Genomic DNA, 16,627 nt, shown 5'->3' with positions numbered 1-16,627 from the left:
CCGTGTAGGGGAGGGAAGGCGCATCCCCGTGCTCCTGCACCCCCGGAGCCGCTGAGGTTTCCGGTCATTGAGTCAAGAAGGAGTTCTGGACCTTTGCGAGCAACGGCTGGTGACAGACCGTATGTTCGTTGCCGGCGGAGGTGGCTCGTCCACACTATGCGATGAGCGAGGGTTGCGCCGGATGGGCCGGCGCCGAGCCTCCCGCACAGGGGACGAGCCATGCAGCAGAATAGCAAAGTGTTTGTCGGTCTGGATACGTCCAAACTGAAGATCGCGGTCGCCGTGGCTGAAGACGGCCGTCAGGGTGAAGTCCGTTTTCTGGGCGAGATCGACAACACGCCCGAGGCAGTGCGGCGCCTCGTCAGTAAGCTCAGTGGCAAGCATCGCGAGTTGCTGTTCTGCTACGAGGCCGGCCCGACCGGCTATGGCCTGCAGCGGCAGATCAGTGCTCTGGGACATGAGTGTGCGGTCATTGCGCCTTCGCTGATCCCCAAGCGCCCGGGCGAGCGCGTCAAGACCAACCGCCGCGATGCCCTGACCCTGGCCCGGCTGCATCGGGCCGGGGAGCTGACCGCCATCTGGGTGCCGGATCCAGGCCATGAGGCCGTGCGCGAGCTGGTGCGGGCGCGCGAAGCGGCCATGGCGGACCTGCGCGAGAAGCGCCAGCACCTGCAATCGTTTCTGTTGCGCCATGGACGGATCTTCTCCGGCCACAAGCCCTGGACCCGAGCGCATGCGCGCTGGCTATCCGAACTCATCTTCGAGCATCCGGCCCAGTATCTCGTCCTGCGCGAGTACCGGCAGGCGATCGAGGATGCCGAGGCGCGATTGGAGCGCCTGAACCAGCAAGTCGCCGAGGTGGTCAAGACCTGGTCGATGGCGCCCGTGGTCGAGGCTTATCAGGCCCTGCGTGGGGTGGCGCTTCTGACCGCGGTGACCTTTGTAGCCGAGATCGGCGATGTACGCCGCTTCGAGAGCCCGCGCCAGCTGATGGCCTATCTCGGTCTGGTGCCGTGCGAGAGCTCGACCGGCGAGCGGGTGCGGCGCGGCAGCATCACCAAGGCGGGCAACCCACGGGTTCGCCGGGTGCTGATCGAGGGCGCCTGGACCTATCGCTTTCCGGCCCGGATGAGCCGCGTGCTGCAGGAGCGCCAGGAGGGCTTGCCAGCGATCGTGCGGGCCATTGCCTGGAAGGCGCAGGTGCGGCTGTGCGCGCGGTATCGCCGGCTGATGGCGGCCTTCCTGTGGGCGATCGGGCGCGAGATCGAGCCGCGCTCGGCCGCATAAAGCCGAACGAGCTCACGGTCATTGCGGAGGACCTCCTCAGTTTGGACTGACATCTGCGGTTGCCCAGCGCCGGCGGCAGGGCCTCGGAGGGGAACCCTCGCGAGAATTGTGTGGCCGATGATGTGTCATCGACGCCCGCTGACAGATCGAGGCAGCCCCGGACGAACACACGGAAATGCGGTGATCAACCCGCGCATCAGAGTTTGCTCAACCGTCGTCTTGACGGCTCTGCCGCCGGCCCTGCGCAATCGCTCCATCCTGCCGCGCCCGGCTTCTGCCCTGGGATCGCACACCCACGTCCAAGCTCATTGACAACGAACATCAGAATTCTCCTGCTTGTCCCCGTTCTCCACGGGATTCACAGGGATCGGCATCTCTTCCGGGCATGATGAACCGCAAGAGCAGGCTCGCTCCGTAGCCATCTCCGTCTTTGTCCAGAGTTCGTAACCTCGCAGCCTCTGGTCGATCTCGAGTAAGTCGGCCAGCGCTAGTCCGGGCTGCTCTTTGCCGATCGGGGCGGCGTGACTTCGATGCCGATCGCGCGCGTTCCATCGGAAATGATCCGCATGGTGTGTCCCAGAGGCAAGATCACTTCTTGGATTGTCACGTTCTGCGGAGAAGGCCCGTTGTAGAGGACGAACGCCTCGCGCTTGGCCTCAAGCTCCTGCTGCCAGAAGACGTAGAACTCTCGGCCGACGAGAACCTTCTTGCTGGCCAACAATGGCCTCATCCGGGAGCTGAGCGGCGCATCGTCGACCCAGAAGCCCATCGCCTTGAGCTGGATGAGCAGAAAGGCAGCGTTGCGCACGGCAACGGCGCCGTGCGATCGCATTGGCATTGATCGGGTAGAGTTGGCCCAGACCTGCACCTCCTCGAAGTCGAAGACCTGCGCCAACGCGTCGATGGAAAGGCCGGCCAGCCGCGGATCCATGGCGGCAATCAGCTCCTGCAGGGAGGCCGAATAGATCCATCCCCGTGCCAGGCCTTCCTCGATCAGGTCCGTGAAGGTTTCGATGAGAGTGAATTCATGAGCTGGAAGTGGTTCTTGAGCTTGCTCGATCAGCCGCTCAAACGTGTCCGGCTTCCTGTTCAGGATTATAGGTATATCTTCAGTTTTCTTAAGCATATTTCCCAGCCACATTGACGATACGTCTTTCCCCGCACAGCCTTGGAGTGGCCGTCTTGTTAAGAGCGGAGCAGACATCCTGTAGTGTTACTGCTGAAACATGAAAGCTGTCTGAACCTCGGCTGATCAGCGGCATCTGTTACCTTTGGGAAACAGCCGCCGATAAACGGTCCATCAACACATTTGCGAAAAGCTGAGTAGAGCGCCACCCTGAAGGGATCTTGGCCTATGTTCAGCGTGCATCTTGTTGCCTGCGCGACAATGTTCCTTGTGCTGTTTCCAGGTTCAGGATCAGCCGAGCCTGACTTCAACGGACTCGAAATCGATGTGGATTGGCAGCTTGCGTCGCTTCCCCTGCCGCCTGATCTTGAGCCGATCACAACATCCGCCATGCTCGACATTGTTTCTCCTTCCCGTGCTCTGAAAGATCGCTCCGCGTATTTGCCTGCCATCGCCGAGGAGGCCGCAGCCAGCGGGGTGCCGCCGGCCCTTGTCGACGCGGTGGTGCGGATCGAAAGCCGGTACGATCCGTCTGCCGTTGGCAGCATCGGCGAAATTGGTCTCATGCAGGTGCGACCCAAGACTGCCGCACTGTTGGGGTTCCAAGGAACCTCCGCCGAACTGGCCGAGCCGAGGACCAATCTTCGCTATGGCGTGGGGTATCTGGCCAAAGCCTGGCGGTTGGCCGACGGTGACCTGTGTCGTGCGCTGATGAAGTACCGTGCCGGACACGGCTCAGACAAGATGAGCGCCCTCAGCATCGAGTACTGTAGAAGGGCTCGCCAGCATCTTGCCGCTGTTGGAACTGAGATTGGAACTTCAACTGGGGCGCTTGCACAGCCGGTGATCCGCACGCGTGGCAACATTCAGCGCGTGCGCTCGGCAAAGCGTACGTTCAGCGCTTCCAAAGCTTCTCGTCCCCATGTGAGAGAGCGGATCCGCCTCAGTCCACTCTACGAGGCTGCAAGAGCCAACAGAGTATGGAGCAAAAAACATCGAGTTGGCGAACTGGCACGTCAGAAAACTCGCCTCACCCGGCTTGTGCCCCGGACGTCATCTCGAACGATCCAATGGAAACTGGCAATGCCGAAGGGTCGGGTTGCTTCGCGTTAGCGCAACGGCAATCTCGACGGTCAGTCTGGCATATGGCACCGGATTGATCGCACGCCAGTGCCGAGGCATTGCCTCCTACGTCAATGACATTCGTTGCTCAGTGCGAGAGGGTCACGAGCGATACCGATAGTGCCCCTGCACTATGGCCATTTGCTTCGACGGTTCAGCTGATTGTGTCTGCTCTGGCGCAGCCAAGATTTCCGCGTGGATTGCTTCTCGCCGCGCTCTGCGAAGGACAGGGTAGGGGTGCCTTGCACCTTCAGCCATTACTGCGGTGCTCCAGCGATTGCCCGAAAGACCGGCATTAGCCATGCTAGCGGGATCGCAACAAACCACCGGAAAATGTTCAAGTCGGTCCCCAGCGATCTGCCAAGCATCGGCAGCAGAAAGATGATCCCGAGCAGAACCAGGAAGCCGAACCGCTCCAGCTTGGCAAATGGCCTCGCCAGTGCGTTCGGCAGAATGCTGAGGGCGATGCGGCCCCCGTCTAGAGGCGGCAGGGGAAACATGTTGAAGATTGCCAAGATCAGGTTCAGCAGGATCGACTGAAAGAGTGTCTGAACCAGCCAGGGTGCAATCGCCTCCGGCAGCACCCAGACGATCCGAAGGAAACCCGCCGAGGCAAAGGCCAGCAACACATTCGTCAGCGGCCCGGCCATGGCGACAATCGCCATGTCGCGGCGCGGATGGCCCAGACGCCCGAACGCCACGGGAACAGGCTTCGCCCATCCAAACAGGAAAGGAGCCTTGGTCAGGAAGAGCAGGGCCGGAAGCAGGATCGTTCCGAAAAGATCCACATGCTTCAGCGGATTGAAGGTGACGCGGCCCAGACGGTAGGCCGTGTCGTCCCCCAATTTCCAGGCGGCATAGGCATGTGCCGCCTCATGGAAAGTAATCGCGAGGAGGATTGGGACGATCCAAGTCGAGGCCGAATAGATGGTGCCAGGAAAGTCCAACCAATCATCCTCACCGTTGCGCCAGCGCTCATGATGGGTGAGGCTCGGCCTTCGAGGAAAACCTGTCAAGACACGCTACGAGATGGAGAGGCTCTGGCGATTGTGACGTGATGCATCCAGTACGAGCGAATGGGGTTGAACGGCTCCAGCGCACAGTCACGCGGCTCGTGCCTGGATGCGCTCCTGCAAGCGTTCAAGTTGCGCAACGCAGGGCATGCGCCGCTCCCGATGTTGCTCCTGCAGCCTTCGGATCGTCGCCTGCTTGAACAACTCGTCCACAGAGCTCTTCCTGACGGTCTCCATGTCACTCTCGTACGCGAAGTCAATGGCGGCGAGGGTTGCCCGGAGCGATTGCAGGAAAGATTGAAGCTCGGATGATTGCAGATGGGTAACGCCATTTCCCATGTGCGCAGAATGATGTGTCGTGTTGGCAGGCATGTGCGTCCTCCCGATGCTCTGGGTCATCAGCGGCGCCCGTTGCTGGCGCAGGTAGGAACTCCTAGACTCGGCGGAACATCCGCCAGGGAAGGGGTCTCAGCCTCTGCCTCATCCGCTGGTTGATCGGAAGAGGCCAACCATTCCAGGGCTCATCTCAGTGCGGGTCCATGGCTCCTGTCGAACGGCAGCGGTCATGAGCGACCCTCGCTGACGCCTTCCGCTGGACTCGAGGACAGGCCAGATCCGTGTGGTCCGAGGAAGTGGGGCCGATCGGAATGGATCTCGCCGCACCATTTAAGGCGGCGTGTCAGCTCTTCAAGAAACCACCGCTTGATCCGTCGTTGGCAAGACCGTTTCATGACTGTCTCCGAGTTGCCCAGAACATTGAACGGTGTGGTTTAGTCGAGGTGTCGATCTCGACTGACTGTTGGCGATCAGATCGAAAATGCTCGTAGACGAAGAACGTCGCGTGTCCTTTTTCGATCAAACTCGAATGGGATCGTGGTTAAGCCTTAGTCACTGCACGGGTGCCATACATCTCCAAAGCAGAACGAGACGGTCCATCCGCATCCGTCTGCTTTGGAGGACGATGCTGATCCCTGAGCCGGATCTGCCTGAACATGCTCACCGCAGTTTGGTTAACAGATTACTAACAGGCGCTTGCTCAATCGCCATCGGCGCTTCCTGTCGATCGTTAACCTCCTGGTAACCATCTTGAGCGCGGAATGGGCATGCCTATGAGGGACCAAAAGCTGAAACGGCTCCAGTTCGCTTCCTCTTTGCTTATGACCCCTCGGTCACGCGTGTGCCTGTAGGTGCCGTGCCCCCCTCACGGTCTCCCTGGAGAGATGCCAGCGATGAAGAAGTCAAGGCCAAAGCACACCAAGACAAAGACAAAAGTCCGACAGGGCAGGGTGCTCGTCGTCACCTCCGGCAAGGGCGGCGTCGGCAAGACCACGTCCACAGCAGCACTGGGCACTGCGCTGGCACTGAGCGGGCAGAAGGTGGCTCTGGTCGATTTCGATGTCGGGCTACGCAACCTCGATCTGGTCATGGGTGCCGAGCGACGCGTGGTCTTTGATCTGATCAACGTCATCAAGGGCGAGGCCAAGCTCGCTCAAGCGCTCATTCGAGACAAGCGCCTCGACACCCTCGCACTTCTGCCGGCTTCGCAGAGCCGAGACAAGGACAGTCTGACCGAGGACGGGGTTGCGAGCGTCATCGCTGAACTGCGGGCGCAGTTCGACTGGGTGATCTGCGACAGTCCGGCCGGGATCGAGAAGGGAGCGATCCTGGCGATGCGGCATGCCGATGTGGCCGTCGTGGTCGTCAATCCGGAGGTTTCCTCGATCCGCGATGCGGACCGCATCATCGGCATGCTGGATGCCAAGACGGCCAAGGCGGAGCATGGGCAACCTATTGAAAAGCACCTTCTCCTCACGCGCTATGATCCCGTTCGTGCCCGGCGCGGCGAGATCATGTCGGTAGAGAACGTGTTGGAGATCCTTTCCATTCCGCTGCTGGGCATCGTTCCAGAGAGTGGAGAAGTGCTGCGCAGCTCAAACGTGGGAGCACCGGTGCCCCTGGGCAGCCCCGGCAGTGCACCGGCTCAGGCCTACCTTGAAGCAGCGCGGAGACTGACCGGCGCGGATAGTGTCATCGTTGTAGCCGATAGGCCGAGCCTGATCAGCAGGTGGTTCAACCGGACAGCTGCATAAGCCTCATCAACGTCGCAGAAGCGCTGACCCTATTTTTCCTACGCGCGGTTTCGACGGCTCACGGCGCTGGCCCTCCGCACTGGGAGCATGGACGCAATCTCCGGCCGGTTCCCTGTATGCTATTGTTAGGTGTCTAGATGGATTGACGACGCCGTCGAGCGCAGCCCAGATGGGATCATCCAGCGCCTCGTCCCCAAGCCGGGTGGCGGCATAATCGACCAAGTTGGCGCAGCCTCTCGTGCCCGGACGCGTCTCAAGAGCGCCGGCAATCTCAACGCTGGCTCTCGATAAAGCCTGAAGGCCTATCCTCCCGGCTTCAGGACCGGAGCCTGCTCCGGTCCCTGCCGCTTTCTGTCGCTAGCCTGAACGACCATGACACCACTTTGCGGCTTCGAAGGTGCTGCTTGCGCCGGACGTGGTGGCGCCTGCGGCGGAGTTGGAGGCAAGCCCCGGATGGAGCCTGTTTGGGAAACGCCGTTCTGCGACAGACGTGCCGGGGATGAACTTGCATCAAGCGGCAGCCTGTCCGCAGGTTCCTTCAACTGAGCCTGAGTCCGGCTCTGGGCAAGACGCGCGATTTCATCCTGGGCTGAACTGAGCTCGTTGCGCAGGCGAACAAGTTCCGTGCTTGCAACTTGGGATCGGTCCCGCTCCAGCAACAGCTGCGTTTGGCTGTCCTGGAGTGCGGCGATCCGCTCCTGCAATTGACGTTCGGTTTCAACTGCGGATTGGCTCGAAACCGCAAGCATGCCCCATCCAGCCGCGGCTCCGACCCCGAGAATGACGGTCACAGCCCGCTGCCAGTTGCCGAGCAACGGTGCCAAGGTTCGGATCATGGAAACTCCTGCAATAACGAAACTGCAACAGTGCCGAGGCAACTGCCTCCATGGGTCAGAATGGACGAGCCGACATGCTCATCACACTGGCCTTGGAGATACTGGAGGACAAGGTTGTTTGGTGATTGAATCATTAAGAGCATTGGGCGCGACGGGACCAGGGTCGGCTTGTTGCAGTGTTGCTTGTGCGGCCGGCAGGCCAGAGGCTCAAAGTTCACCGCGTATCGTCGCCAGCATCAAGTCAGCAATTTCATATCAACAATACTAGCCAGCCGCATCGCGCAATCAGGCGCATGATCGACAGCACTATGCCCGATGGCAACGTTGCCGATCCGGACAGCGAGAAGCCGCGCCCCTCTATCCACATGCCTCGCCGGGCCTCGCGCTTGACGCTGATCGTATCCGATGTGAAGTTCGAGCAACTGCAGGACATCAACCGGGCCGATGCCGAGGCAAAAGGGGTCGAATATGAGACCACCAATCTGCCGTCCTGGTATTTGCCCTGGATCTGAACGGATAGCCTGACCGCAGTCGGCATCGAATCACCCGTGGATCGTCGCGGTCACCTTCACTGTCAACCAGTGCAACATCGACCAGATGGAGCAGGCGGCATGACACCGGAGCGCTTTGCCCTGATGCAGCAACTGCTGAACAACGCGAAATTCGACTGGACCTATGGCAACACGGAGTATCTGCGTGAGCCGGTCGATTTCATTCTGCGCTATCCCAAGACCAGCGTCGTAGTGGATCTGCCGCGGATCAGAAAGATTGCTTTCACCCTGCAGAAGGACCGTGTCGCAATGTTCGACCGCTCCGGCTCCCCGCAGACACCCTCGTTCATGATCGCCTGGGTCGAAGCGGAAGGCTACGTGATCCAGGCTTCCGCCTTCAATGACGATGGGGATGGCGTGGCGCAAGATATGATCGGTTGCCCATGCCCAAAGTGCCGGAATCGATGATCAAATGTCTCCTCGGGATCATTGCAGCGCCCGACCCTCCTTCGCTGATGCGCATACCAGAGGCTTAGAGGGTCTCGAACAGAGCGGCTCGTCGAGCATAGCCGGCCTGACGATAAAGTCCCACCGAGGGATCGGCCTCAAGCCTGTGGGCAGTCTCCAAGAGCGCTTCTGTCTCGGCGATGGACAGGACGAAGGGCAGCTTCCGGGAACGGCGCATGGACGACAGATTGGATGTGGGATCGCGCAAACCGAGGTCCTCAGCAATCAGAAACTTGTGCAGGCCGCGCGCCACCGTGATGCGTCGGGCCATGGTTGATCCGGCATAGCCGCGCGGATCGATAGCTGCGATGTGGTCGCGGATCGGCTCCAAACTGACCTCGTCGTGGCCAAGGCTGTTCTCATCCAGCCAGACAAGATAGCAGTTCAGGTCATCGGTGTAGGTGTCGATGGTGCCGGCAGATGCCCCAAGCTCGGTTGTCAGAGCATCGAGCCAGAGCTGGGCTAGCCGGTGGTTTGCACGCATGAGATCCTCCCGTGAGAGGACCCTGCCACAGCAAGGGTTACCGACTTCTTGTCAAAAGTCTCCTTATGCGAATACCTCTTGTAGACGCAATATAGAGATGACACCCCTCTGCAAAGTTCAAATGGCACTCTCCTGCTTTTCGGGGCTGCAGGAGGACGTGCCGTATGACGGTGGTGTCGATGAGCGCCAAGGAGTTTTCCCGGCTGGATGTGCTGATGGATTTAGAAGCCCGTCGGGTGACCGTTCGGGACGCTTGCGGCCTGCTCCGGCTCAAACGCCGACAGGTCTTCCGGCTGTTGAAGGGCTTCCGGCAGCATGGAGCTGTCTGCCTCGTGTCGAAGCGGCGCGGCCAGCCCGGCAACAACCGGCTTCCCGCGTCAGTCCGCGACTTGGTCATGACGATCATCAAGGAGCGCTATCCAGACTTCGGTCCGACGCTGGCTACTGAGAAGCTGCGGGAGACCCATGGTTGTCCCGTGTCCCGAGAGACGGTCCGCAAATGGATGATCGAAGACGGTCTGTGGCTGGATCGCCGCCGACGCCTTCCTTCGGTTCATCAGCCACGCAATCGCCGGGAGCGCAGGGGCGAACTGATCCAGATCGACGGCTCCAAGCATTGGTGGTTCGAGAACCGTGGCCCACAATGCACGCTTCTGGCTTATATCGATGATGCCACCAGCCAGCTCATGCATGCGGCTTTCGTGCCCTCGGAATCCACCTTCGATTATCTGCGTGAGACCCATCGATACGTCGCAGCCCATGGCCGCCCGATCGCCTTCTATTCCGACAAGCACGCCATCTTCCGGGTCAGCAACACAGCGGCGGACGGCGGCGACGGCATGACCCAGTTCGGACGCGCCCTGCATGAGCTCAACATCGACATCCTCTGCGCCAACACGCCGGCTGCCAAGGGCCGCATCGAGCGCTCGTTCGGCACGCTCCAGGATCGCCTGGTCAAGGAGATGCGGCTTGCCGGCATATCGACGATCGAGGCAGCCAACGCCTTCCTGCCGGGGTTCCTGGCCGATCATAACCGGCGTTTCGCCAAGGAGCCCATCAGCCCCTCGGATGCGCACCGTCCGGTGCCGCAGGACATGGTGCTGGAGGATATCTTCGCCTGGAAAGAGGAGCGCACCGTCACCCGCAATCTGACGCTCCAGTACGACAAGGTGCTGTTCCTGCTCGAGCCCACTGAGCTGACGCGCCCTCTCGCCCGCCAGCGTGTGACGGTGATCGACTATCCGGACGGACGGCTGGCGATCCGGCACAACGGGGTCGACCTGCCATACCGCACCTATGACAAGCTGCGGCGGGTGACGCAGGCGGCGATTGTCGAGAACAAGCGCCTGAGTGAGGTGCTGGCCTATGTGGCGCAGCGTCAGCAGGAGCGGGACGAGCAGCGCTCGGCCAAGGCGCCGCGCCGGCGGGGGCAGGGTGAGCGTCACATGTTCAAGACACCGTAAGGCGCCCCGGCGGAGCAACCCCGACCAGCTCCGCCGGGGCGCCCTCCCCAACCGGTTTTAGACCCAGGGTGTCATGTCAACTTTGCACGCGGAGTGCCATTTCTGGATTGCGCCGAGATTTTTATCGTTACAGTAGATGCAAAGCTTAACGGTCTAAACGCATCTGATTTAACGGCGCTCTCCCCACTGCTCCCTCAGCTCTGGCTTCAGATGGTTAAAGCGCTTTTGATCTGGACTTGAATCGCTTCAGGTGGTCTGTGCGTTGACTGGGATATGGCCCGGGAGGCAAACCATGCCCCAGCCCTATTCTCCTGATCTGCGTGAGCGTGTTCTTGTCGCCTGTGCGCGTGGCGACCTTCCTCAGGTTGAGATTGCCCGCCGCTTCCAGGTCTGCCCCGCCACCGTCTCGAACTGGCGCCGCCAAGAGCGCGAGGAGGGCCGACGCTGTCCCAAGCCGCACAGCGGCGGCGTGCCCTCGCGCCTGGATGCAGCAGCTCTGGAGGTGCTGCGTCAGCTCGTGGCCGAAGACAATGACGCGCTGCTGCGCGAGTACCGCGAGCGCCTGGCCGAGCGAACGGGCGTGACGGTGTGTCTGGCGGTGATCTGCGAGGCGCTCAAGCGGCTCAAGCTGCGTCCGAAAAAAAGACCCTTCGGGCGGCCGAGCAGGAGCGGCCCGAGATTGCCGCCGAGCGCGAGGCCTATCGCCAGCAGATGAGCGAGCTTCCCGTGGAACGCCTGGTGTTCCTCGATGAGAGCGGAGTGACGACCAAGATGGCCCGCACTCATGCGCGAGCGCCACGTGGGCAACGCGCCTATGGCTCCATCCCGCTCGGCTCGTGGCAGCGGCTGACGGTCTTGGGCGCACTCGCCTGTGAGGGCCTGGTCGCTACGATGAGCATCGAGGCCTCGACCTCGACCTCCGTGCTTTTGGCCTATCTCGAGCAAATCCTGGTACCGGCTCTCAAACGCACCAAGCCGGATGCCATTCTGGTGTTGGACAACCTGCGCCCGCATCGGGCCACAGAAGTGCGAGACCTGCTCGCGCAGGCCGGGATCGGGCTTTTGTACCTGCCGCGCTATTCCCCGGAGTTCAACCCGATCGAGCCCGCCTGGGCCAAGATGAAAGAGCGGCTCAAGGCGAAAGCGCCTCGCACTCTTGAAGCTTTGGAAGCGGAACTCAAACCCGCCCTCGACACCATCACCGCAAAGGATGCCCGAGGCTGGATCAGGCATGCCGGCTATGCCCTACACTGATCCCAAAAGCGCTTTAGGGACACGCTTACATCGCGCTATTGCCACTGGCTTCCCCCTCGCCCCGCGAACCTGCATACTCGCTTTGGACAAGTCAGCTCCGGAGCAACGGCTTTGATCGAGAGCTTTACGCGGATCGACGACCAAACGATGTCCTTGGTTCGGCAGTTCGCTCAACAGTACGGGTGCTCTAGCGAGGTCGCGCTGAAGTTCCTCCTCAAAGTCGGGAAGTACCCGCAGAGAATCGGTGAGGACGATGAAACCTATGCGGCACGGCTCGAAAGAATGCCGGATCCGCAGGTTGTGGCCTGTCGAGGCTTTCAGGCCGCAAACGACCTGTGAGGTGTTGGGATCAAAAGTTCAGCGACGGCGGAAGTTTCCACTCGACTTGGGCGGGGCCTTTGGTTTCACTTTTCCGAGTGCCCGAATGCGTGGAGCCGACGGCTAGATGCACCCGCCGTCAGGTCTGCCCGCTTCCGTCCTCAATCAACAGATACACGCAGCAGGAGTTTGCTGCGGGGAATGAACTTGCACCGACCAACTGCTGGGCGCTTCGAGTATGATCGTGCTGAACTCTGGGCCATTGCGATGCCGGGGTGCTTCGATCGCTTTTCGATCATTCTCTACCTTTTGATCGGCTGGAGCGGCATCGTCCTGTGGGACGACATCCTAACATTTCCGATTGTAACCCTTTGGCTGCTCGGCGCCGGGGCGCTGCTCTACACGACCGGTGTCATTTTTCACGTGTGGGAGAGCCTTCGCTTCCAAAACGCGATCTGGCATGCCTTCGTTCTCTTGGCGACAGCATGCCATTATGGCGCGGTGCTATCGGCTGTCGTTTTAGTGCAGGATGCATAGTTGCCTAGGCTAATCTGCGGTCAAGTTCGCGTGTGCCCTTCCAACACCTTTTCTAAACTGGCCCGACAAAGAATCCTTCCTTCAGCTCAGTGGCTTAGGTTGCCCATTACCCCTTCGCCAATGGAGATCTGACACCAAAGCACCTGACCATTGACAACCATGGAGATTCGTCCAATATGACCACTGTAGTCATATTGGCGAGAGAGGTAATATTATGCACGAGGTTCAGCTCAAGGACGCTAAGGCATCTCTGTCCGCCATCGTTGACCGCGCAGCCGCCGGTGAAGAGATCGTGATCACCCGCCACGGTCGAAAGGAAGCGGTTCTCATTTCCTGGGACGAGTTTCGGCGCCTTTCGACCGTTCCGTCGTTTGGTAAGCTGCTCATGTCAGCGCCGATCGAAGAAGGCGACCTTCCCGAGCGGCACGAGCCCCCGCATCGGTCTGAGGAGTTTTAGGTGTATCTGGTCGACACGAACGTTATTTCCGCCAGAGCACCATCCAAAAGCTTCCCTCCAGACGAACTCGTCAGGTGGATGGATGCCATGTCCCCAAAGCTGTTTATCTCGGTTGTCACAACAGGAGAGGTGATCGCGGGCATTGTAAAAGCTCTACGTGAAGGAGCCACGACAAAGGCCAGCAATCTGGAAGCATGGTGGGCCGCGGTCGAACATCTTTACGGACCTCGCATCCTGCCTTTTGATGGCGCGGCGGCCAGGGCTGCCGGACGGCTTCTCGACAAGGCTCGCAGCATTGGTCAATCGCCTGGATGGGCGGATGTTGCCATCGCCGGCACGGCGAAGGCTCATGGGCTCACAGTGCTGACGCGTAATCTGAAGCATTTCGAGCCGCTCGGTATTGCTTGCCTTGATCCATTCAGACAGCTTCCATCGCTTCCTTGATGACAGGTCCTGCGTTGCTCCTCCAATCTCAGCAGCCCCTGCCTTGGATCCGGGAGGTAGCCAAGCACATGTCTCACACCTGATAAGTGCCGGTTATCAGAAGTGAGCCCGAGCCGTGATCTGGCTAGCTGCCTTTTTATTGGAACAGGTTGCGCCTCGGCAGTTGAGGAGTTGAAGCGACTTTCTTATCGAGCGGCTTTTCCTCGGGCTCCGGCGACAGATGCACGATAGCCGCCAGGATCGCGGCTGGCCGAATCTTTAGCTCGTGATCGATCGCCTTCAGGAGGTCATCGTCCTTTGCCACATACTCAAGGACGCCCAGCAGGAATTGCGATGATCTTGCCGACGCGCGGATCGTCTCAGGCTGGAGCCCAGTGATATTGAGGAACTGGATGATCCGATCGACATCCACGACGATGAAGTTCAGGACTTGGATGGCGATACTCTCGGCATCGCCTCGGCCTGCAATAACCCTTCCTTGGAATGTCTCGGTCATGTCAACTTCCACCATCCCCCACATCAGCCGGCACAAGAGTATTCGATAGCAGCCGTCCCATGATTATAGCGGCTTCGGGTAAGCTTGGAAGTGTGCCTACGCTGTTCCCTTCCTCACCGATACGGCATACCCGAACCGACCGGTTGGCATTTGGCGGGACAGATGTTAATCCGCTGTGATTGCCACACTTTGCTTCTCTGGGTGAAGGGATCAGCACACCGCGTCCCCCGCCTGAAGATCTTTTCTAACGATCAGGATTTGCCAGATGCCCGGCATCGCACGTCAGTTCGAGCCGCAGATTACCCGCAGTGGTGGGGCACCCTCCCAGTACCGTTTTACCGCCCGATGCTCCGGGTGCCATAAGACGGACACCTACGAATCCAGCAAGTCTGTAGGTGATGACTTCATCAAAGGCTACTTCAAGGACCGCGGCTGGCTTCTCGGACGCGATCGCGCCTACGATCTGTGTCCGGCTTGCCTGACAAAACCCCGCGAGGCTCAGCGTCATCGGTCGACAGAGGCTGCGAACCCTTCAAGTCGCCCGACCGCCCCAGCGGACAAGCGGACCCGAGATACGGCTGACATCCTGGCGCGCCACTTGGGCAAGCCCGAGGCGCTCGCTGCGGAGGTCTTCCGCCCCAAGCCCGTGCCGTCGCCTCGTCCCCCTGCTCCGGAGGCACCCCTGCAGACCGGATCGGCGCCTGCCCTGTCGCCAGAGGTGGAACAAGCCCTGACGGGCATGGCCGCCGAGTTGAAAGGTCTTCGCTCGACCATGGAGCTTATGGCCGAGCAGATGGGCCAGCTGGTAGCTCTTGGCAGTCAGCAAATCGAGGCCATCGCACGGTTCGCACCTCTGATGGTTCGAACAGCTGAAGGTATCTCCGGCGGCTTCAGAGACGTCGTCCGCGCGATCCAGTCGGTTCCAAGCGCCTCCGCTCCCGAGCGAGAGCCCACCAAGGCAGAAAAGCCGCTCACGCGAGAGACTGAACCTGTCAAACAGCAGGATACGGACGTTAGCTTAGAACCAGGGCCCCTCGTGACATCCAAGGCCAAAGGGCGCGAGAAGCCGAAGGCGCGTCTAAACCAAAGTGAGGACAAAGCCCGTACGGTGGGCTCCGCGCCTGTCGTGGTGAAATCGATCCCAGACGCCAAGCGTTCGGACAGGTTCTACACCTCCATCCGCCTGCCGCGAGAGTTGTGGGACCGTGCAGGGTTTGGTCCGGAAGATCGGCTCCTGCTGGACTGGAGTGGTAAGGTGCTGACGATTCAGCGTGCCCTGGACGGTGGTGTGAAGCCGAAAGCGATGGGTGAGACCTCTGTGGTGCTTCAATCCTGGAAGCTCGGCAACCTGAACCTCGACCAGCCCAAAGTCACCGGCTCTGACGCCTCCCTGCGCCTGATGGGAGGACGTGGACAGGCGTGAGGCCTGATTCGTCACGGGGGAGCGAGGGGAGAGTTTCTTGTCGAAATTTTGCTTATGGAGGCGCGCCATCACGCCCCAAGCACCGTTGTCCGCTACTCCGGTCCCCGGAGCTGGCTGACAAGTTATGGGTCGTCATGAGCCATGACGGGCGAAGCCGTCATGGCATGGAAACAGAACGTCGACGTACGCGGGGCGCTCGACAATGCCCGCGATCTGGCGCGGCATGCGGATGAGCGGGGTTATCGACACATCTGGGGCGCCGAGCGTCACAATATCCGGGCATCGCCAGTGCGTTGACATCCCTCGTCATCGCCGAGCAATTCGGAACGTTGGCGCGCCTGTTTCCCGGTCGCATCGAACTGGGGCTCGGTCGCGTACCCGGAACCGACAAGAACACTCTCCGCGCGCTGCGCCGTTCGCCCCGCCGAGCACTTTCCGCAGGATGTTCTCAAGCTGCAGGCGTTTCTCGCCCCGGCGGGGCTGGATCAGCGCATTCCAGCGGTGCCTGCGGCAGGAACATAGATGCCGCTATGGATTCTTGGCTCAAGCACGTTCGGCGCCATGCTGGCCGCCGAGATTGGTTTTTCGCATGCGTCGCCAGCGCCATCCCATTGCGCCGCAATGTGGAATGTCGAGATTGTCCGCCGTAACGCGAGCGCATCCCCTCCTCCCCTCGTGACTTTCGGCCTAGCAGACTTGGGAGCTGACATCATCGGTAACGGACTTCAGCGAGACGCGCCGAAGAGTTTGCGCGCGGTAGTCTGTTTGGTGCGTAGCTCGAAATCTTCCGATAAATCTGGTGCAGCACCGCCGTCTGGGCCTCCGCTTCCGCCCGCCGTCGCAACGTCTTTCCACCAACCATTAAGGGATATCAGTACCTCCGACCTGCTTGGCCCGGGCGGTTGCAAGGAGCGCAGACAGTGCTGTCCCGTACGGACTTGCGAGAAGCCGCCAGCAGTTCAAGAATGGCGAGACACTTGTCGATCGGAAGTGAGCCGGAGTCCTGCAGTTGCCCCATCGGAGAAGTTCGTCGAGATCGCTGCTAAAGACGCCGGCGCCCGCCCATTGATTTCGTTCGCGAACCAAGCGCTCGATACAAAGCGGGTGAGCCCTGACGACTTACACCCACTTCGGATCACCTGCGCGTCGTGGGCGATAACAATTTCCGAGCGCACGAACAGCTTCTGGCGGGTGCAAAGGGCCCTGCCCCTTGTGGACGCGCTAAAAGCCGTCTCGCAAAACGTTGCGCGGCGTTGCCAACAGCACGTCTGAAAAGGCC

At 60.5% G+C, this 16,627-nt stretch carries 19 protein-coding genes and 1 pseudogene; 14 read left to right on the top strand and 6 right to left on the bottom strand.

Features of this window, described 5'->3' with window-relative positions; all coding sequences use genetic code 11:
- Window positions 1-219: 219 nt before the first annotated feature.
- A complete protein-coding gene (locus tag BB934_RS31570) occupies window positions 220-1,287 on the top strand; it encodes an IS110 family RNA-guided transposase (protein WP_099509475.1) in 1,068 nt (355 codons plus the stop codon).
- A 487-nt stretch (window positions 1,288-1,774) separates the two neighbouring features.
- On the opposite strand, the gene BB934_RS31565 is transcribed toward BB934_RS31570, so the two are convergent.
- Window positions 1,775-2,413 carry a hypothetical protein gene (locus tag BB934_RS31565; protein ID WP_099513822.1) on the bottom strand — a complete coding sequence of 213 codons (639 nt, stop codon included), beginning with the start codon at window positions 2,411-2,413 and terminating at the stop codon, window positions 1,775-1,777.
- A gap of 228 nt (window positions 2,414-2,641) precedes the next feature.
- On the opposite strand from BB934_RS31565, the gene BB934_RS31560 reads away from it, so the two are divergent.
- The gene (locus BB934_RS31560) at window positions 2,642-3,526 is read left to right on the top strand and encodes a lytic transglycosylase domain-containing protein (RefSeq protein ID WP_418294770.1); all 885 of its coding nucleotides are present in this window, start codon (window positions 2,642-2,644) and stop codon (window positions 3,524-3,526) included.
- Between the two features lie 266 nt (window positions 3,527-3,792).
- On the opposite strand, the gene BB934_RS31555 is transcribed toward BB934_RS31560, so the two are convergent.
- Together BB934_RS31555 and BB934_RS31550 are read right to left on the bottom strand one after the other, a co-directional pair.
- Entirely contained in the window at window positions 3,793-4,482 is a 690-nt protein-coding gene (locus tag BB934_RS31555) for a site-2 protease family protein (protein WP_099513821.1), read from the bottom strand.
- A 156-nt stretch (window positions 4,483-4,638) separates the two neighbouring features.
- Window positions 4,639-4,920 carry a hypothetical protein gene (locus tag BB934_RS31550; protein WP_157934439.1) on the bottom strand — a complete coding sequence of 94 codons (282 nt, stop codon included), beginning with the start codon at window positions 4,918-4,920 and terminating at the stop codon, window positions 4,639-4,641.
- 857 nt (window positions 4,921-5,777) lie between these two features.
- Between BB934_RS31550 and minD the strand changes: the two genes are divergently transcribed.
- Entirely contained in the window at window positions 5,778-6,638 is an 861-nt protein-coding gene (gene minD, locus BB934_RS31545) for a septum site-determining protein MinD (protein ID WP_099513819.1), read from the top strand.
- 302 nt (window positions 6,639-6,940) lie between these two features.
- On the opposite strand, the gene BB934_RS31540 is transcribed toward minD, so the two are convergent.
- On the bottom strand, window positions 6,941-7,474 hold the full coding sequence (locus tag BB934_RS31540) for a hypothetical protein (RefSeq protein ID WP_099513818.1): 534 nt from the start codon (window positions 7,472-7,474) through the stop codon (window positions 6,941-6,943).
- Between the two features lie 293 nt (window positions 7,475-7,767).
- On the opposite strand from BB934_RS31540, the gene BB934_RS31535 reads away from it, so the two are divergent.
- On the top strand, window positions 7,768-7,986 hold the full coding sequence (locus BB934_RS31535) for a hypothetical protein (protein ID WP_157934438.1): 219 nt from the start codon (window positions 7,768-7,770) through the stop codon (window positions 7,984-7,986).
- Window positions 7,987-8,085: 99 nt separating this feature from the next.
- A complete protein-coding gene (locus tag BB934_RS31530; RefSeq protein ID WP_099513816.1) occupies window positions 8,086-8,433 on the top strand; it encodes a hypothetical protein in 348 nt (115 codons plus the stop codon).
- 64 nt (window positions 8,434-8,497) lie between these two features.
- Here BB934_RS31530 and BB934_RS31525 read toward each other — a convergent pair whose 3' ends face one another.
- Window positions 8,498-8,956 (bottom strand): site-specific integrase, encoded by a 459-nt coding sequence (locus BB934_RS31525; RefSeq protein WP_237050402.1) that lies wholly within the window; start codon window positions 8,954-8,956, stop codon window positions 8,498-8,500.
- A gap of 164 nt (window positions 8,957-9,120) precedes the next feature.
- Here BB934_RS31525 and BB934_RS31520 point away from each other — a divergent pair, with 164 nt between their 5' ends.
- The 7 genes from BB934_RS31520 (at window position 9,121) to BB934_RS31490 (ending at window position 13,429) form a co-directional block, all read left to right on the top strand.
- Window positions 9,121-10,419, top strand: a complete 1,299-nt coding sequence (locus tag BB934_RS31520) for an ISNCY family transposase (protein WP_099513774.1) — start codon at window positions 9,121-9,123, stop codon at window positions 10,417-10,419.
- 292 nt (window positions 10,420-10,711) lie between these two features.
- Window positions 10,712-11,134: a helix-turn-helix domain-containing protein gene (locus BB934_RS31515; protein ID WP_099510510.1), complete on the top strand. Its 423-nt coding sequence runs from the start codon at window positions 10,712-10,714 to the stop codon at window positions 11,132-11,134.
- Entirely contained in the window at window positions 11,023-11,673 is a 651-nt protein-coding gene (locus BB934_RS31510; protein WP_237050355.1) for an IS630 family transposase, read from the top strand. Before BB934_RS31515 ends, BB934_RS31510 begins: the two co-directional genes overlap by 112 nt.
- Window positions 11,674-11,784: 111 nt before the next feature.
- Window positions 11,785-12,012 (top strand): hypothetical protein, encoded by a 228-nt coding sequence (locus BB934_RS31505; RefSeq protein WP_099513815.1) that lies wholly within the window; start codon window positions 11,785-11,787, stop codon window positions 12,010-12,012.
- A gap of 180 nt (window positions 12,013-12,192) precedes the next feature.
- Window positions 12,193-12,528, top strand: a complete 336-nt coding sequence (locus BB934_RS31500; RefSeq protein ID WP_099513814.1) for a hemolysin III family protein — start codon at window positions 12,193-12,195, stop codon at window positions 12,526-12,528.
- A gap of 214 nt (window positions 12,529-12,742) precedes the next feature.
- Window positions 12,743-12,985 (top strand): type II toxin-antitoxin system Phd/YefM family antitoxin, encoded by a 243-nt coding sequence (locus BB934_RS31495; protein ID WP_099513813.1) that lies wholly within the window; start codon window positions 12,743-12,745, stop codon window positions 12,983-12,985.
- Window positions 12,986-13,429: a PIN domain-containing protein gene (locus tag BB934_RS31490; protein ID WP_099513812.1), complete on the top strand. Its 444-nt coding sequence runs from the start codon at window positions 12,986-12,988 to the stop codon at window positions 13,427-13,429.
- Between the two features lie 136 nt (window positions 13,430-13,565).
- On the opposite strand, the gene BB934_RS31485 is transcribed toward BB934_RS31490, so the two are convergent.
- The gene (locus BB934_RS31485) at window positions 13,566-13,925 is read right to left on the bottom strand and encodes a DUF3572 domain-containing protein (protein WP_157934437.1); all 360 of its coding nucleotides are present in this window, start codon (window positions 13,923-13,925) and stop codon (window positions 13,566-13,568) included.
- A gap of 265 nt (window positions 13,926-14,190) precedes the next feature.
- On the opposite strand from BB934_RS31485, the gene BB934_RS31480 reads away from it, so the two are divergent.
- The gene (locus BB934_RS31480; RefSeq protein WP_099513810.1) at window positions 14,191-15,348 is read left to right on the top strand and encodes a hypothetical protein; all 1,158 of its coding nucleotides are present in this window, start codon (window positions 14,191-14,193) and stop codon (window positions 15,346-15,348) included.
- Between the two features lie 141 nt (window positions 15,349-15,489).
- Window positions 15,490-15,942: pseudogene (locus BB934_RS31475) on the top strand (LLM class oxidoreductase); the annotation flags it as partial.
- Window positions 15,943-16,627 lie beyond the last annotated feature (685 nt).

Origin of the sequence: Microvirga ossetica (genome assembly GCF_002741015.1) — a bacterium.
GTDB classification, from domain to species: Bacteria; Pseudomonadota; Alphaproteobacteria; order Rhizobiales; family Beijerinckiaceae; genus Microvirga; species Microvirga ossetica.
Note: the sequence above shows the minus strand (reverse complement) of the source record. Positions and strands in the feature narration are given on the sequence as shown.

Coding starts and splice junctions, on each gene's coding strand:
- BB934_RS31535 (WP_157934438.1), top strand. CDS start 7,768: ATGATCGACAGCACTATGCCCGATGGCAACGTTGCCGATCCGGACAGC.
- BB934_RS31560 (WP_418294770.1), top strand. CDS start 2,642: ATGTTCAGCGTGCATCTTGTTGCCTGCGCGACAATGTTCCTTGTGCTG.
- BB934_RS31485 (WP_157934437.1), bottom strand. CDS start 13,925: ATGACCGAGACATTCCAAGGAAGGGTTATTGCAGGCCGAGGCGATGCC.
- BB934_RS31550 (WP_157934439.1), bottom strand. CDS start 4,920: ATGCCTGCCAACACGACACATCATTCTGCGCACATGGGAAATGGCGTT.
- BB934_RS31525 (WP_237050402.1), bottom strand. CDS start 8,956: ATGCGTGCAAACCACCGGCTAGCCCAGCTCTGGCTCGATGCTCTGACA.
- BB934_RS31495 (WP_099513813.1), top strand. CDS start 12,743: ATGCACGAGGTTCAGCTCAAGGACGCTAAGGCATCTCTGTCCGCCATC.
- minD (WP_099513819.1), top strand. CDS start 5,778: ATGAAGAAGTCAAGGCCAAAGCACACCAAGACAAAGACAAAAGTCCGA.
- BB934_RS31520 (WP_099513774.1), top strand. CDS start 9,121: ATGACGGTGGTGTCGATGAGCGCCAAGGAGTTTTCCCGGCTGGATGTG.
- BB934_RS31570 (WP_099509475.1), top strand. CDS start 220: ATGCAGCAGAATAGCAAAGTGTTTGTCGGTCTGGATACGTCCAAACTG.
- BB934_RS31500 (WP_099513814.1), top strand. CDS start 12,193: ATGAACTTGCACCGACCAACTGCTGGGCGCTTCGAGTATGATCGTGCT.
- BB934_RS31540 (WP_099513818.1), bottom strand. CDS start 7,474: ATGATCCGAACCTTGGCACCGTTGCTCGGCAACTGGCAGCGGGCTGTG.
- BB934_RS31530 (WP_099513816.1), top strand. CDS start 8,086: ATGACACCGGAGCGCTTTGCCCTGATGCAGCAACTGCTGAACAACGCG.
- BB934_RS31515 (WP_099510510.1), top strand. CDS start 10,712: ATGCCCCAGCCCTATTCTCCTGATCTGCGTGAGCGTGTTCTTGTCGCC.
- BB934_RS31565 (WP_099513822.1), bottom strand. CDS start 2,413: ATGCTTAAGAAAACTGAAGATATACCTATAATCCTGAACAGGAAGCCG.
- BB934_RS31480 (WP_099513810.1), top strand. CDS start 14,191: ATGCCCGGCATCGCACGTCAGTTCGAGCCGCAGATTACCCGCAGTGGT.